Source organism: Aestuariimicrobium sp. p3-SID1156, assembly GCF_025144225.1.
Taxonomy (GTDB): Bacteria; Actinomycetota; Actinomycetes; order Propionibacteriales; family Propionibacteriaceae; genus Aestuariimicrobium.
The window spans coordinates 1-15,887 of the sequence record NZ_JALXXB010000009.1 but is presented as its reverse complement, the minus strand read 5'-3'; the positions used below and the strand labels follow the sequence as shown (position 1 = coordinate 15,887).

The 15,887-nt window shown below is 68.0% G+C and carries 15 protein-coding genes and 2 tRNA genes; 11 read left to right on the top strand and 6 right to left on the bottom strand.

All coding sequences use genetic code 11. From position 1 onward, the window contains the following. Positions 1-14: 14 nt before the first annotated feature. From M3G03_RS09970 to M3G03_RS09950, 5 genes are read left to right on the top strand one after another with little or no spacing between them, the layout of a single operon-like run. Complete coding sequence (locus tag M3G03_RS09970) at positions 15-1,046, top strand: N-acetylmuramoyl-L-alanine amidase (protein WP_259809556.1); 1,032 nt, start codon at positions 15-17, stop codon at positions 1,044-1,046. Then, complete coding sequence (locus M3G03_RS09965; protein ID WP_259809554.1) at positions 1,043-1,351, top strand: hypothetical protein; 309 nt, start codon at positions 1,043-1,045, stop codon at positions 1,349-1,351. Before M3G03_RS09970 ends, M3G03_RS09965 begins: the two co-directional genes overlap by 4 nt. Then, positions 1,348-1,881, top strand: coding sequence for a hypothetical protein (locus M3G03_RS09960; protein WP_259809552.1), 534 nt, complete (start codon positions 1,348-1,350; stop codon positions 1,879-1,881). Before M3G03_RS09965 ends, M3G03_RS09960 begins: the two co-directional genes overlap by 4 nt. Positions 1,882-1,883: 2 nt before the next feature. Continuing rightward, the gene (locus tag M3G03_RS09955) at positions 1,884-3,461 is read left to right on the top strand and encodes a hypothetical protein (protein ID WP_259809545.1); all 1,578 of its coding nucleotides are present in this window, start codon (positions 1,884-1,886) and stop codon (positions 3,459-3,461) included. Further along, positions 3,458-4,483 carry a hypothetical protein gene (locus tag M3G03_RS09950; RefSeq protein WP_259809544.1) on the top strand — a complete coding sequence of 342 codons (1,026 nt, stop codon included), beginning with the start codon at positions 3,458-3,460 and terminating at the stop codon, positions 4,481-4,483. The genes M3G03_RS09955 and M3G03_RS09950 overlap by 4 nt, the downstream gene beginning before the upstream one ends. Here M3G03_RS09950 and M3G03_RS09945 read toward each other — a convergent pair. Further along, the gene (locus M3G03_RS09945; protein WP_259809543.1) at positions 4,480-5,337 is read right to left on the bottom strand and encodes a hypothetical protein; all 858 of its coding nucleotides are present in this window, start codon (positions 5,335-5,337) and stop codon (positions 4,480-4,482) included. The genes M3G03_RS09950 and M3G03_RS09945 overlap by 4 nt on opposite strands. A gap of 196 nt (positions 5,338-5,533) precedes the next feature. Here M3G03_RS09945 and M3G03_RS09940 point away from each other — a divergent pair. Then, positions 5,534-5,607, top strand: a tRNA-Ile gene (locus M3G03_RS09940). A gap of 125 nt (positions 5,608-5,732) precedes the next feature. Then, a complete protein-coding gene (locus tag M3G03_RS09935) occupies positions 5,733-7,265 on the top strand; it encodes an FG-GAP-like repeat-containing protein (protein ID WP_259809542.1) in 1,533 nt (510 codons plus the stop codon). Positions 7,266-7,307: 42 nt separating this feature from the next. On the opposite strand, the gene otsB is transcribed toward M3G03_RS09935, so the two are convergent. Continuing rightward, on the bottom strand, positions 7,308-8,177 hold the full coding sequence (gene otsB, locus M3G03_RS09930) for a trehalose-phosphatase (RefSeq protein ID WP_259809541.1): 870 nt from the start codon (positions 8,175-8,177) through the stop codon (positions 7,308-7,310). Positions 8,178-8,301: 124 nt separating this feature from the next. Between otsB and M3G03_RS09925 the strand changes: the two genes are divergently transcribed. From M3G03_RS09925 to M3G03_RS09915, 3 genes are all read left to right on the top strand, one after another. Then, positions 8,302-9,708: a trehalose-6-phosphate synthase gene (locus M3G03_RS09925; protein ID WP_259809721.1), complete on the top strand. Its 1,407-nt coding sequence runs from the start codon at positions 8,302-8,304 to the stop codon at positions 9,706-9,708. Between the two features lie 123 nt (positions 9,709-9,831). Beyond that, positions 9,832-10,380: a hypothetical protein gene (locus tag M3G03_RS09920; protein ID WP_259809540.1), complete on the top strand. Its 549-nt coding sequence runs from the start codon at positions 9,832-9,834 to the stop codon at positions 10,378-10,380. A 104-nt stretch (positions 10,381-10,484) separates the two neighbouring features. Beyond that, positions 10,485-10,557: transfer RNA gene (locus M3G03_RS09915), tRNA-Asn, on the top strand. Between the two features lie 79 nt (positions 10,558-10,636). Here M3G03_RS09915 and M3G03_RS09910 read toward each other — a convergent pair. The 3 genes from M3G03_RS09910 to dnaG form a co-directional block, all read right to left on the bottom strand. Further along, complete coding sequence (locus M3G03_RS09910) at positions 10,637-11,161, bottom strand: hypothetical protein (RefSeq protein ID WP_259809539.1); 525 nt, start codon at positions 11,159-11,161, stop codon at positions 10,637-10,639. A gap of 67 nt (positions 11,162-11,228) precedes the next feature. Further along, the gene (locus M3G03_RS09905) at positions 11,229-11,867 is read right to left on the bottom strand and encodes a sigma-70 family RNA polymerase sigma factor (RefSeq protein WP_259809538.1); all 639 of its coding nucleotides are present in this window, start codon (positions 11,865-11,867) and stop codon (positions 11,229-11,231) included. A 123-nt stretch (positions 11,868-11,990) separates the two neighbouring features. Further along, positions 11,991-13,868 (bottom strand): DNA primase, encoded by a 1,878-nt coding sequence (gene dnaG / locus M3G03_RS09900; protein ID WP_259809537.1) that lies wholly within the window; start codon positions 13,866-13,868, stop codon positions 11,991-11,993. A gap of 52 nt (positions 13,869-13,920) precedes the next feature. Between dnaG and M3G03_RS09895 the strand changes: the two genes are divergently transcribed. Then, complete coding sequence (locus M3G03_RS09895; protein WP_259809536.1) at positions 13,921-14,679, top strand: ABC transporter permease; 759 nt, start codon at positions 13,921-13,923, stop codon at positions 14,677-14,679. Between the two features lie 32 nt (positions 14,680-14,711). On the opposite strand, the gene M3G03_RS09890 is transcribed toward M3G03_RS09895, so the two are convergent. Continuing rightward, a complete protein-coding gene (locus M3G03_RS09890; RefSeq protein ID WP_396121941.1) occupies positions 14,712-15,818 on the bottom strand; it encodes an HD domain-containing protein in 1,107 nt (368 codons plus the stop codon). Positions 15,819-15,887: the final 69 nt, after the last annotated feature.

The following is a 15,887-nucleotide window of genomic DNA, read 5'->3' as shown; positions in this document are numbered from 1 at the left end:
CCCAGGAGCACATCATGGCTAACTTCCCTTCGCCCCAGCAGATCGTGGACGCCCTCCGCGCTGAGGGCCTGACCGTCGTCGAAACCCCCGGATGGCGCGAAGCCTGCCGCTGCTGCATCGGCCCGCATCGCACCACCGGCCCCTACGTTCGCGGCCGAATCGCCTGGTATGGCGTGACCATCCACCACACGGGTGGCCCCGCCTACCGTGGCAGCGCAGCCAAGTCCTACTCGTCGCCCGGCGGCTGGCTGCGCACCGGCCCCGTGAAGGCCCCCGGCCCGCTGTGCCTGTCGTCGCTGGACGACGACTGCATCGTCTACATGGTCGGTGCTGGCCGCGCCAACCATGTGGGCGGCATCTCACAGGCTGCACTCGACCGGATGAAGGCTGCCAGCTTCCCCGACAGCGGCAGCATCAATTTGCGCGGCTCCGCCGTGGACGGGAACGCCTACACAATGGGCCTCGAAATCATGGCCCCCGGTGCCCCTAGCGCCGCCCAGCGCGCCGCTGCCGTGAAGTGGGCTGCCGCCATGTGTCGCCTGGCGAAGTGGAACGGCGGGGAGGTCCACGGCCACGGCGAGGTGTCCAGTGCCCGCGACTTCTCCGACCCCGGCCTCGACATGGGCGCGTTCCGCCGTGACGTGAAGGCACGCCTCGGCGTCACCCCCGCCGCGAAGCCCAGCACCCCAGCCCCCAAGCCTGACCCCATCGCACCCAAGCCCCAGCCCCTGCCGAACACCGGCGTCAACACCAAGGAGGACGACATGCCCACCCCCGCCGACCTGTGGAACCACAAGCTCGACAACCCCGCCACCCCCGAGAAGGGCGACACCTCGCCTGCGTCGCTGATGCTCGCCCAGGCCTACCGCCAGTCCACCCTCGCAGTGAATGAACTGCGTGAGGTCAAGGGCCTCCTGTCCGGCATCGCCACCGCCCTCGGGCAGGTCGCCGGCGGGCAGCCCATCGACATGGACAAGGTCGCTGAGGCCGCCAAGCAGGGCGCCCGCGAGGCCATCAAGGACACCACCTGGAAGGCGCAGGCATGAACGACCAGACGAGCACCGTCACTCTCACGCAGGCCGCGATGGGCGCAGCGGCCGCCACACTGGCCCTCCTGACGTACCTGTTCGGATGGAGTCCCGACCTGTCCGCGCTGATCCTCGCCATGTTCGCTGGATGGTTCGGGCTGGCCTCCCTCGCCTGGCCCCGCTTCCTCGTCGCCCGCGGCCGCGTCCTGGAGGAACGCGACGGCGACAAGGTGCTCGCCGGCGACGCCAACAACATGGTCGAACCCGGCGAGGTCGTGCGCCCCTACGTGCCCGAGCGTGCACTCAACGAGGACGCGCAGTGAGTAGCGCCGTCACCGAACTGACCCCACCCGCCGGCGCCCGGTACGGCTGGATCACCGGCCGCCAGCTCTCGGCTGACCTCGACGGCACCGACTCCGACAAGCTGACCGCGTTCGAGGCGTCCAGCGGCTGGGTGACGTTCGTGCCCGCCGATGTGACGGTGCCCGGCCCTGACAGTGTGGCTGTGCGCCCTCTCCGTTTCCAGCTTCGCGCCGGCGACCTCATCAATCCGCGCACCAACACCACCGGCCCCCACGCGATCCTGGAGGGCCGCTGGAACGTCGTGTTCGGGCTGCTCAACGGGGACCGGCTGCCGATGATTGTCGGGGTGCCCATCTCGGCGGACACGCACACGCAGACCTCGCCGCTGCCGCTGGGGCAGATGCGCGCCCTCGCAGGCACCGGCACCACCACGCCGGGCACCGGTGGCGGCACGGGCAGCGGGATCACCGTCTCCCGCACCGTCGACGGGGTGCTCGCTATCTCCACCACCACCCGCACCGCTGGCGGTGCCCTGACCTTGGGAGCCTGACCATGGCGTTCTACACTGCAGAGACCAATGCGCAGGGCCGGCTGTTGACTGCTGGCACCATCGCACACGTCAAGGAGCTCGCCAACTCCACCCTGCCGACTCCTGTGGCGGGGAAGGTCCTGGGCGCAACCTCGACCGGGTTGGCGTGGGTCGATGCCCCCACCGGCACCGGCGGCGGCTCCGGCTCGGATGCTCTGATCCGCATCACTGGCAACACGACCCCCGCTGCGGGCACCACGGCGGGACAACTCGCCGGCTACCGCAACACCTCGGCGTCCGCTATCACCGTCGCCGGATTCAGCGTGGCTGCCGGTGCGGGAATCATCCTGGAGTGGACCGGTTCGGCGTGGGCGAAGGCCGCTGACCTCGCCGCGCTCGCAACCGGCGGCACGACCCCGCCTGCCGACACCACAGCTCCGACCGCTGGCACGCTGTCGGTCACCCCGGCTGCGACGAGTGCCGTCCTGTCCGTGGCTGGAGCATCCGACGCGGGCGGTCTGCACGCCGCCCCCTACGCGTTCTCCACGAACAGTGGTGGGGTGTGGTCGGCATGGCAGGCCGCGTCGTCCTACACCGCGACCGGGCTCACCCCCAGCACCAGCTACGGCTTCCGCCACAAGGTCAGGGACGCTGCCGGGAACGAGTCGCAGGGCGCCATTGTGACCGCATCCACCACGGCGGCGCCCGCAGACTCCACCCCACCCACGGCTGGGACGCTGGCGGCCTCGGCTGTCACTCAGACCGGGTTCACGCTGACCATCTCCGGCGCATCCGACGCGGGCGGGCTGGCCGCGGCCCCGTATGCCTTCTCCACCGACAACGGGGCGACATGGACCGCGTTCCAGGCCTCCGCGTCGCACGCCGTCACCGGCAAGACCGCCGGAACCGCCTACACCTGCCGGGCGCGGGTGAAGGACGCGGCAGGGAACACCGCCGACACGGCGGCAATCACCGTCACGACCACGGCCGCGACCACCCTCACCCGAAAGCTGTACGACACCTTCACCCGCGCAGACGGGGCCCTCCTGGGCAGCGCCGCCGACACGGGGCAGACGTGGGGTGGAAGCGTCACGGCGAAGGTCGTCAGCCAGCAGATGCAGCCAGGATCCGGCGCAGGGGAATCGACCATCAGCCACGGCGTCACCGCAGGCGACATGGACCTACTGTTCACCGTCACCCTGCCCGCCTCCACGGACAGTTCCGTGGAGGTGCGACCCAAGAACGTCACCCTCGCCAAGAACAACGGCCACGGCGTCTACATCAACCGCGGCGCCAGCAAGACCTATGTAGCGCTCAACCAGCCGGGCGGCAACACCCCGATACCTGTCACCTTCAACAACGGCAACGGCTCCACCACCAACAGCCCGTGGGCGTTCGTGCCCGGCGCGCAGGACTACTCCACCGCGGCCACCGTCGCAGTCAAGGTGAGCTTCCGCGCCACCACTGGCACCATGACCGCCTACATTGACGGCACCCGCGTCCTCGAAGGCACCTACACCGACCCCGCATCCGCACCCAACCTCGCCGTCTACAGCAGCAGCACTAGTGTGCGCATCGACAATCTGGAGGTGCTCGCATGAGCCTGCTCGCGATCCTCGCCAGCAGCGCCGGGCAGCCCACCGGTGGGGGTGGGCTGCCCTACACCCTGCCCCTCGCAGCCCCCTACAACGTCGACACCACCCTCAAAATCACCACCCCATTCGGCGACAACCAAACCGTCCACCCCGACGTGGTGGACTTCGGCGCACCATGGAACGGCTACCGCTACTGGCTGGGCATCACCCCTTTCACCGAAGGCGACCCCAGACATGAAAACCCCTGCGTCTACGCCTCCCACGACGGCTGGGAATGGGTCACCCCCCCGGGACTCACCAACCCCATCGAACTCGGATCAGGGGCGATCTACGACTCCAACAGCGACACCGACCTGCTCTACGACCCCACCAACAACCGGCTCATCCTCACATGGCGGCGCTACCACACCGGCTTGAAAACCGAACGCATCCGCATGTCGCACAGCACCAACGGCACCACCTGGTCCACGCCAGTCGAAATCCTTGCCACCAATGGTGTCACAGACGGCACCAACTCGGTGCAGCAGACCACCTCGCAGTCAATCGTGTGGGCCAGCGACACCGACTGGCGCATGTGGGCCTGCGGGGCGTCAAACCTGCCCGACACGATGCGCACCGCCACCAGCCCCTACGGGCCATGGTCCGCACCGCAGACGATCGTCTTCACCGGCGCCACCAACCCCCGCCACCCCGGCACCGTGCTTCAGCCCTACCATGCCGACGTCATCGAGGGCCCCGATGGCCGGTTCTGGATGATCGGCGGTGCGGATGGCTTTTTCTTCCCCGCTGTCTCCGCCGATGGGATCGCCTGGACCAGCGGCGCGACCTGCCTCACTGGACGCGCAGGCAAGTGGGATGCCGGCCCCTATCGCGCCACCATGCAGCCCCACGAGAACGGCACCCACATGCGCGTCTGGTACTCCGCGGTCTACGATCCCCGCGGGGAAGTCCCACCCGGCCACTTCTCCAACCAACAGTGGCGTACCGGGCTAACCCTCATCCCGCGCTCACACTGGACCAGCCTCTAGCGGTACCCCCGCAGCACCGGGCGAACCCCATCAGTGAACACCACATGCCGCTGGTGCTTCATCGACAACGGCTGGATGATGTCCGCGAGGATCTCCGACCATCGAATCGGATACCCGGCAGGCTGGGTGTAGGGCGAGAACCCTCCCCCCACCTCCGCCAACGCACCTGAGAAATAGTCCAGGCGTGCGTGCAACTCGCGCATCCACTCCGCCGTGAACGCCGTTCCCGGCCGGAAGCCGAACCCGGAAGGGCCCATCACCGATCGGTAGTGCCGACGAATCGCCACACCCAACTCGTGCGGCAGGTCAGGCACGTAGTTCGACGTGACCTCCCTATAGGCCACAACCCATCGGGAATCATCACCGTTCAGCAAGTCCAACACCGGCCGCAGCTCGCCGGGGAGCGGCTTCACATCGGCGTACACCCCGCCGAAGTGGTGCATCACATAGGCCCGCACATAGTCCGACTTGTGAACCGCGGACAACAACGGGTAGGCAGGGTGGAACGGGGCGTCCGGCAGCTCGACGTCCTCGGCGCGCTCCACGAGCCGGAACTCAAGCCCGGCCTGGGCGCGCAACCCTTCAAGGGATCGCCTGCGGTTCTCACTCAAATCCCCACCCATCCAACACGCCCACAGGATCGGCGGCGCGGGCTGCAGCTCGCCCACCATCGGGGCGCTCCGCGCAAGGAACGTGTGGGGGAAGTTGGCGTACTGCAGCGGCCAGATCCCCTCGGCGGCGGCCCAGCGGCGATCATCCAGCCATAGCTTGGCGTCCCGAGCAGCCCAGCGAGCATGCTTCGACGCCACGAACGCACGGTGCTTCACCGCACGCGCCGACTGCAGAAAGTCCATGCCCCGCATCTTCCCACACCCCGCCCCCGTCTCCCCCGTGGAGGCGGGGGCGGATTCTGCGTGCCCGCGAGCGGTAGACTGATCGCGGCCCCGAGAGGGGTAGCCATAGTTGGTAGCCAAAAGGGTAGCCTAGCGAGTCCTACGATAGCCTAGGACATCCACCGCCAAAGTGGCTCCGACAAGCGGAAACGGCGAGGGGGCGTTAGCTCAGCCGGTCAGAGCAGGGGACTCATAATCCCTGGGTCGCGGGTTCGAGCCCCGCACGCCCCACCCTCGCCGCCCTCAACCAGAGGCATGGGGCAGGTGACCGGCTGCTCGGTCCGCTTTATCGAGGGGGTCCTCGACACTGTTCACTGGGAGGCCGTCCTGCACCCCCTCCGGCGTACCCTGAGGCGATGAACACTGCTACTCGACGACAGCGCCGTCTCGGAACCTGGCTGCGCCGCAGCACTGCCACCGCGGTCGGACTGGCGCTGGCTGCCACCGGCATCGTCAACGGCGCCAGCGAGGCCCAGGCGGCCTATGACATGCGCAAGGGCCCCAACCCCACCAGCCGGGTGACCCTGACCTTCGACGACTGCCCCAAGTCGCTGAGCTCCTTCAAGTCCGTGGTGCTCGCTGCTGAACAGATGGACATCGGCCTGGTGCTCTTCCCCACCGGCAACTGCATCACCGCCGGCACCATCGACACCGCCTTCGCACGCGCGCACGGCCACTACGTGTTCAACCACTCCATCAGCCACCCCGACCTGAGGACGCTGTCCTACTCCGGGGTCCAGCGCCAGCTCGGGTCGCCGGGTGTGGTGACCACCTATGGACGTCCGCCCTATGGTGCCATCAACAGCACCGTCCAGTCCGCCTATGCCTCGGTGGGCATGAAGCCCTGGCTGTGGAACGTCGACACCAACGACTGGCGCGGCAAGTCCAGCTCCGAACTGGTCAGCTACGTGGTCTCGAACGCCCGCGCGGGGGATTCAGTCCTGATGCACATGCAGTGGAACGGCTTCAATGCCTCCACCCTCAGCGCGATGAAGTCTGGCCTGGCTCGTCGTGGCATCGGCGTCTGCCGCAACTACCCCGGCACCACCCCCACCAAACCCGCCCAGCTGGACTGCAACGCAGGCGGTGGCTCGACCCCGACCCCCACGCCGTCTCCGGGCGTCCCCAACCCCGACCGCTACGGCGACCTCAACGGCGATGGACGCTTCGACCTGCTGGCCGTGGACTCGGCGAACACCCTGCGCCTCTACCCGGGCAAGGCCGACATGACCATGGCCGCGAGCCAGGTCGTGGGGCCGGGCTGGGGTTCGACGAACTGGATGAGCCGCACGCCGGACCTCAATGGGGACGGCATCTCCGACCTGATCGCCCGCAGGACTGACGGGTCGATGTGGCTCTACCGCACCCGTGGCCGCCTGGCCTACCATCCCGGGGTCCAGGTGGGCTGGAACTGGAGTGGCATGTCCAAGCTGGTGGTGATGCCCGACGTGAACAAGGACGGCTACCCCGAACTGGTCGGCGCCAGCTCCGATGGAGCCCTTCGCCGCTACCGCCTGGCCCCCACGGGGATGAGCTTCCAGGCCAACATCGGCAGCGGCTGGAAATCCAACATCACCCGCACCATGACCGTCGGGCAGATCAACGGGGACGCGACCCCGGACCTGCTGGCGATCACCAGCGGCGGCGACCTGATGGCCTACACGATGTCCAGCACGGGACGCATCAGCGCGACCACCAAGGTGGGTCACGGCTGGGGTGCCTTCACCATGGTCTACTCCCCCGGCGACCTGAACAACGATGGACGCCGCGACCTGGTCGCACGCAAGTCCTCCGGTGACCTCTACGTCTATCGCCACCAGGGCGGCGGCCGCTGGTCCCCCGCAGCGCGGATCGGCACCCATTGGAACAGCGACCGCCTCTTCGCCTGATCTCCACCGAGATCCTTGGCGAGGACAGTCCGGGAAGCTCCCTCAGCGCCCTGCGCTGGCCGCCTCAATGCGGTCGGCCAGGGCGCTGAGCCATTCGGCGACGCCCGCAGGCCCTTCGCACAGCACGTCGGCGTGCTCGGCAACCACCGGCTGCTCCCCCGCTGAGGCACTGGCAATCGCCGCCACGGTCAGGCCCTCGGTTCGCTCCAACTCGTGGAGGCGGTCGAAGGCGGTGAGGTCGGCCAGGTCGTCACCGATCATCACCGCGATCCGGCTCCCGGTCAGCTCCAGGACCGTGTCGAGGGCCTGCCCCTTCGTGCCGGGGGTGGCTCGCAGTTCCCACACCATGCGCCCCGGTTCCAGGTGCAGTCCCAGGTCCTCGGCCATCCGGGCGATGGGTTCCTGCAGAAGGTTCAGGATTCCCTGGGGGTCGCGGGTGCGGCGGGTGTGCACGCCCAGGGCGCGGCCTTTGTCCTCCAGGCCCACCCCCTCCACGTCGTAACCCTCGTCGGCGAGCTGGGCGAGCAGCTGCTGCACCTGCGCCTTGGCCTGGCCAATCTGGGGTGGCAACGGCGGCTCACTCACCTCACCGGTGCCGGCATTCCAGGACTCGACCCCGTACTGCGCCTGGACCAGCAGCGACCCCAGCCCCTCGCCCTCGTCCAGGCGTCCCAGTTCGCGCACGGAGGCAAGCCCGCGACCGGTGACGATGGCGAGGTGACCCACCAGCCCACCCAAGCGGGCGAAGGCTTCGCGGGCGCCGGGGTGGATGTGGGCCGCGGTCGGGTCCTCGACAATGGGTGCCAGGGTGCCGTCGAAGTCGCTGGCGATGAGGGTTTGGGAAGGGTTGGCAGCGATGGCGTCCATGATCGCCTCGCCGCGGGGGGTCGTGGCCGTGAAGGGGGCAGTCATGCCGCCAACCCTATGAGAAGGCTCCGTCTTCGTTAGGCTGTTCGTGAAGGAGATGGTGATGACCACAGAGTTCAACCCTGCCCCCACCGACCCCGAGGCAGCGGCGGAGGAGCCCACCACACCGATGGACGCGCCCAGCGACGGAGCCAGTTTCGTCGTGGTGGCCAATCGCCTGCCAGTCGACCGCACCACGGATGACGAGGGCGAGGTGAGCTGGCGCACCTCCCCCGGTGGTCTGGTCACCGCCCTTGAGCCCGTGATGCGACGCAATGGCGGCGCCTGGGTGGGCTGGCACGGTGCCCCTGACGAAAAGGTCGAGGCCTTCGAGCACGATGGCTTCCAGGTTGTCCCGGTGCCCCTGACGGCCGACGAGGTCGAGGAGTACTACGAGGGCTTCTCCAATGCGACCCTGTGGCCGCTGTACCACGACGCGGTTGCCTTCCCCGAGTTCCACCGTGAATGGTGGGACGCCTACGTCGTGGTCAACAAGCGTTTCGCAGAGCGTGCGGCCGAGGTGGCCGGGGAGGGCGCCACCGTCTGGGTGCAGGACTACCAGCTCCAGCTCGTTCCCCAGATGTTGCGCGCACTACGCCCCGACCTGAAGATCGGCTTCTTTCTGCACATCCCCTTCCCTCCGGTGGAGCTCTTCCTCCAGCTGCCCTGGCGCCGGCAGGTGCTGGAGGGCCTGTTGGGTGCCGATCTGGTCGGTTTCCAGACTGCGGGTGGTGCCGCAAACTTCCTGCGCCTGTCCCGCAACAACGCCGAGCGCAAGGTGAAGGGGGACGCTGTCGAGATGCCGGATGGGCGCCTCTCGCGCGCCCGCGCCTTCCCCATCTCGATCGACGCCCAGAGCTTCAACGACATGGCCAATGACCCCGAGGTGATCAAGCAGTCGGAGGCACTGCTGGAGGAGATCGGCAACCCCGAGATCGTCTTCCTCGGCGTCGACCGACTCGACTACACCAAGGGCCTGCGCCAACGCATCCGTGCCTTCGGCGAGCTCTTCGAGAGCGGCCAGCTCGACCCCAGCAAGACCGTCTTCATCCAGGTCGCCACCCCCTCCCGCGAGCGGGTGGAGGAGTACCGCAAGCTGCGCGACGACATCGACCTGCTCGTGGGCCGGATCAACTCCCACACCGCCGACCTGGGACGTGACCCCATCGTCTACCGCCACGCCTCCTTCGGGCGCGACATGATGGCAGCGATGTACCGGATCGCCGACGTGATGGTGGTCACCCCGCTGCGCGATGGCATGAACCTGGTCGCCAAGGAGTACATCGCCTGCCATGACGACCCGGAAGGTGCTCTGGTGCTCTCGGAGTTCGCCGGGGCCGCCCACGAGCTGAAACAGGCCTACATGGTCAACCCCTACGACATCAATGGAATGAAGGACACCCTGCTCAAGGCCGCTGCCGATTCACCCGCCAATAGGCGTCGCCGGATGCGCGCGCTGCGCAAGCAGGTCTTCACCCACACCATCGACAAGTGGGCCGACGACTTCCTCACCGAGCTGCGCGGCACCGGTCACTGAGCGTTTGGACATTGAGGCTGTTCACTTATTGCCCGCGCCGTGACTACTCCGCTAGCCTCTCGCCGTGGCGTCGCCACTCGAGGGATTTTTCCCACGCAAGTTCTCTCTGATCCAGGAGACCCCATGGTCCAACAGAACACTGTCTCTCGTCGTGCCGTCGCCAAGGGCGTGGCATGGTCGGCGCCGGCGGTCCTCGCAACCTCGGCGGTGCCGGCCTTTGCAGCCTCGCAGCAATGCACCTACACCTCGGAAATCAATCCTCAGGGTGGCCCTATTGTTTTCAACACGCCACGAGGCAGCATCAGCGTTCCGGTCGTAGGCAGCCTCGAGGACGGGCTTACCGTTCGGTTTGGCAACGCGACGTTGGATGGGAACCCCATTGCTGTTTCAAGCGCCGAGGTCACTGTCTCCGGCTTTCAATACAAGAACAAAAACTTCTACAACCAGCTGACTTCCACGCCAGTCGTATCGTCCACGACCCTGCCGACGGGCGTCACGGCTGTGTCGAACAAGGTCACTACGACGCTCACCGCCGGGATAGGAACGACCAGCCCCGCGTCCGCAGTCCTCGGCTACAACAGCCCGGGCACCGTCGAACTGGGGGCTGTGAGCTACGGCAAGACTTCCGTCCTAGCGATCGCGTCGGTCTCCATCACCGTCGGATGCGCCTGATCTACCCGTAACAGGTCGCAGCCGAATTGGCGGTCCCCACGGAGTTCTGCTAACGTTTCATCTCGCGCCCCGCGCCAATCGGGACGCCTCGGACTCCGGTCCGATCCCCTGTAGCTCAATTGGCAGAGCATTCGACTGTTAATCGAACGGTTGCTGGTTCGAGTCCAGCCGGGGGAGCAAAAGCCCTGGCCAACCACCCCAATGGTTGACCAGGGCTTCTTCATGTGGGCACCGTGCATGCAGTCAGCCCACGTCCTCACACGCCGAAGTCGGCCCTCAGCTCGTTGGTCCGCTGGACCACGAAGTTCGCCACGGCCGGGTCGGTCAACCGGGCGGCACCCACAGTGGTCGCCTGCCAGACCACCGGCGCACCGGGGACGCCCAACTGCCGGCGTCCTGCGATGATGACCTGCCCCCCACCCGGCGCCTCGTAGCGCTGGTCGACCAGGATTGAGGCCTGGACGCGGTCACGGAAAACCTCGGGCACCCGGCCGGGTTCGTCCAGCGCGACCTCATCCCCCTCGCCGTCCGCGAAGGACCACTTCAGGACGCCGCGCTCGGCATTCCAGCCACCCCGGTTGACCATGTGCCACCCGACGAACTGCCAGCTGGCCTCCGCGCCCTCCCGCCGGACGGCCAGGCATTCGGTGCAGGCCAGGACCAGCACCCGCGGACCGGAGCCGATCGCGTGGACCTCACCGGCCTCAGGGTGCTGCGCGAGGACCTCCTCGCGCAGCGCTGAATCGACCTTGGGGGCACGGGATCGGGAGAACCATGACATGGGCTCCATTCTGTCAGGCGGCGCCATGTCGACAGATCTGTCAGGCAGCCCAGATTTATCAGGCGGCTCAGGCAGCGACCTGGTCCTCCAGCGCCTGCCGCGCCCGCCGGATGGCTCGCTGCTCGATGGTGCGGACGGTCATCACCCCCATGCCCAGGCGTTGGGCGGTGTCGCGCTGGGCCAGTCCCTCGGCACGGGCCAACATCACAGCACGCTCGGTGCCGTTGAGCACCGACAGTGCCACCTGCGCCAACTCGCTGGCGTCCACTTCGACGACGGGGGCCGCGATCTGCATACCCTCGTTGACGTCGGTGGTGGTGCGTTCCCACCCGCTGCGCTTCCGCATCACTGCCATCAGCCGGCTGCGCACCCAGTGCCAGGAGTGGGTGCAGACGCGAACCCCGCGGGTCCAGTCGTACCTCATCAGGGCCTCTGCGAGGGCGATGAAGCCCTCCTGGGTGAGGTCCTCGATGATCTCGCGCTGGCCGCGTCCATAGCGGGCGGCCAGCACCCGGACCATGCCGACATTGGCCAGCCAGAGCGTCTGCCAGGCCTGGTCCCCCTCGGCGGCGATGAACGCCAGCTCAGCGCGGCTGGCAGCGGTGCCGCCGCTCGTGGCGAGCAGGTGCTGGGCGAAGACGCCCGCCTCCACCCGACGCGCCAGCTCTGTCTCCTGCTCACGGCTCAGAACTTCGATGGTCTCCATGGCCACCAGCCTGCGTGACCACGCGCGCCCGCAGAACCCGCTGTGGACGCCACGCCGCAGGGGCGACGGGCCACACTTCTTCGTCCACAGGCGTCACAGGGTGCGCCCTGGCCGGCGGGCGGTCTACAGCGCGCCGAGGCTGGCCTGCTGCAGGTGCTTGCGCTGGGTCTCCAACGTGAGCAGTTGGCTGAACATGCGCTTGTGTTCCGACTCGTGCTCCAGCGGGTTGGTCCGCTGCAGCCGCGACTTCAGGTCGTTGATCTGACGGGTGACGTGCACCAGCTGCAGGCGCGCGGAGTAGCTGGCGGCGTAGTCCTCATCCGGGGTGACCACGACGGGTTCGACCAGCAGCTCGACCACCAGCTGGTCCACCTGCTCGTCCTCGATGCGTTCCAGCAGCTCGTCGGTCCAGCGCTGGCCGGAATAGGGCTCAGCCGTCACGGCCCTGGCCACCAGACGATAGGCAGGGTGGGCGAAGTGATCAGGCTGTACGCCATTCCAGGCGTCGTCGAAGAGCAGCGGCTGCTGCAGCATCAGTTTGAGCGTCGTGCGCTCGACCTCCAGACGACGGTCTCGAGGGTCGGGCATGGGGATCGCACTGACCAGCGCAGGCCCCGCGTCCCCTTCCCCGGTGGGGCCAGGCGCGGTGGCGGGACGCGCAGGGGGTTCCTCGATCCGCCGTCTCGACGCCCGGGACAGTTCGGCGCGCACCTCGTCCAGGTCCATCCCGATCATGGTCGACAGCTCCCGCGCATAGCCGTTGACCAGGGATGAGTCGCGGATGCTGCTCACCAGAGGAGCTGCGGCGCGCAGGGCTGCCAGGCGTCCATCGGCCCGGTCGAGGTCGAAACCAGTGATGACATTGCTCATCACGAAGCGGTAGAGCGGCACGCGACGTGCCACCAGCTCGCGCACGGCGGCGTCCCCGTGTTGGAGGCGCAGGTCGCAGGGGTCGAGACCCCGCGGCTCGATCGCGACATAGGTCTGGGCGATGAAGTTGCGGTCGCCGTCGAAGACCTTGAGGGCCGCCTTCTGGCCGGCGGCGTCCCCGTCAAAGGTGAAGATGACCTCACCGTTGAACGCATCGTGGTTGCCCATCAGTCGCTGCAGCAGGCGACCATGGTCGTCACCGAAGGCGGTGCCACAGCTGGCCACCGCCGTGTCCACCCCGGACAGGTGGGCGGCCATCACGTCGGTGTAGCCCTCGACCACCACGGCCTGGTGCTTCTTGCCGATCGGCTGGCGGGCCAGGTCCAGCCCGTAGAGCACCTGCGACTTCTTGTAGACCGGTGTCTCGGGGGTGTTGATGTACTTGGCCGGCAGCCGGTCGTCGTCGAAGAGACGACGACCGCCGAACCCCAGCGTCGAGGAGCCCGAGTCGCGGATCGGCCACAGCAGGCGTCCCTGGAAGAAGTCCCAGCCGTTGTCCCGCACCAGTCCGGCCTGGCGCAGGACCTCGTCGCTGAAGCCCTTCTGGTTGAGGTGGCGGTGCAGGTCACGGCCGCCGCGGGGCGCATAGCCGACGCCGAAGTGCTCGGCGGCGGTGCGATCGAAGCCGCGCCCGTCGAGGAACTGGCGTGCGACCAGCGCATCCGGGGAGAGCAACTGTCCGGCGAAGAACTCGGCGGCAGCAGCATTCGCCTCCAGGATGCGGACCCGCAGACCGGGCGGCAGTCCCGGACGCGCGGAACCATCCTCCACGATCCGCAGCTGCACGCCGGTGCGGTCGGCCAGGAATTGGATCGCCTCGGTGAAGGTCAGGTTGTTGATCTTCTGGACGAAGGTGATGGCATCCCCGCCCTCCCCGCAGCCGAAGCAGTGGAAGAATCCGCGCGCAGGCGTGACATGGAAGCTCGGGGTCTTCTCATCATGGAAGGGGCACAGGCCCTTCAGCGAGCCACCGCCGGCATTGCGCAGGGCGACGTGGTCACCGATGATCTCGTCGATGCGGACGCGTTCACGGACGAGGGCGATGTCCTCGTCGTTGATGCGTCCAGCCATGCCCGACAGCCTACCGCGCCACCATGATGAGCAGCGGGGCTAGATTGGCCGTGTGACAGTCGAACCCACGTGGCACCTCGCCCTGGCCCTCGGCCTGCTCGTGGCCCTCGCGGTCGTGGTCTCCTGGCGGGCCAGATTGGGCATCGGTCGCCAGGTGGTCATCGCGACTCTGCGCGCGATCCTGCAGCTGGGAGTGGTCTCGCTGATCGTGGTGACCGCCATCCAGCACTTGTGGTCGAGCGTCCTGTTCGTCTCCGTCATGTTCGCGATCGGCACCTACACCACCTGCAAGCGCACCGGGGTTCGTCGGGCGTGGCCCTGGACCGCGCTGGCGATGGCAGCCGGGGTGCTGCCTGTGCTGGCCATCATCTTCGGGACGCGGGTGGCTCCGCTCAACGGCTTCTCCCTGATCCCGATCGGGTCGATCGTGGTCGGCAACATGATGACCGGTCACACCCTGGCTGGCCGCCGCCTGTTCTCCGAGCTGCGCGACAACATCCCCACCTATGAGGCGGCCCTGTCGGTGGGTCTGGAACGCGCCGCGGCGATCGGGCTGGTCACCGAGAACAAGGCGGTGGAGGCGCTGGTCCCCACCCTGGACTCCACCCGGACCGTCGGGCTGGTGACCCTGCCCGGCGCCTTCGTCGGCGTCCTGCTGGGTGGTGGCTCGGCGGTGCAGGCGGGTGCCGCGCAGGTACTGGTGCTGGTGGGCATCCTGGTCGGGCAGACGCTGACGGTCTCCACGGCGCACCAGCTGATGAAGCGGGCCAAACTGCTCCCGCCGGACCTCAAGGAACGGCTGCGCCCCTAGTCAGCGCCTTACCCAATGCCAGCCCCGAGTACTCAGGCGCCGCGCCCGATGCCGCGCGGCAGCCTCGCCGGGTCCCAGCCCAGCAGTTCCTGAGCCTGGGTGAAGGCGAAGCGATCGGTCATCCCGCCCACATAGGTGACAGCACCGCGCACCGCGTCGTCGGTCTCACGGTAGTCCTGCGGCATCAGCTCGGGACGCGCGACGTAGTGCTCCACGAGCGCTCGCAGCACCTCGACCACGGCGTGCGACTGGGCCAGCGATTCCGGACGCGTGTAGATCCGCTCGTAGTTGAATGTGCGCATCTCGGCCAGTGCCGCAGCGGTCTCCGCGTCCATGCCCACCTGCCCGGTCTCGACCGTGGTGGCGACCACCGCGCTGATCAGGCGCGAGAGCTGGGTGCGGCGATCAGCCCCAACCACCTCGCTGATCGAAGCCGGCAGGTCCTGCGGGCGCACGATTCCGGCGTGGAAGGCGTCCTCGAGGTCGTGGGCGCAGTAGGCGATCCGGTCGGCCCACGAACAGATCTCCCCCTCGATCGTCGATGGTGCCGGGCGCGACCAGGAGTGGTTGCGGATCCCGTCGAGGGTCTCCGCGCACAGATTGAGCGAGGTCAGCACCACATTGGCACCCCAGGGGCCGTGGTCATAGCCCTCGGGGATGTAGTAGTCGAAGGCATCCTCGGAGGCATGTCCTCCCGGACCGTGACCGCAGTCGTGACCCAGGGCGATCGCATCGGCGAGCACGGGATTGGCCCCGACCGCGCGGGCGATGGAGGTGGCGACCTGGGCGACCTCCAGGGCGTGGGTGAGCCGGGTGCGCTGGTGGTCGGTGGGGTACACGACGACCTGGGTCTTGCCGGCCAGGCGACGGAAGGCCGCCGAGTGGACGATGCGGTCGTGGTCACGCTCGAAGCAGGTCCGTAGCGGGTCCGGCTCCTCCTCCATGGCGCGGTTCCCTGCGCCCAGCGCCAGGGCGGCACCGGGGCGGAGGCTCTGGCGCTCTAATTCCTCGCGCCGCTCGCGGGTCCAGACGGTGCGGCCACCGTCGGCGAACCGGGTGTGGGTGTCGCGGTGGGCACGCACGACATTGCTGTCGCCGTGGCCGTGGTGGGTTCGCGCCCAGGCCCGGGCTCGTGGCATGACCTCGCCCGGAGCGAGGTGGGGGGCGTCCGATTCGGCCTCGGGGTGCTGCTCACACATGCGGTCAAG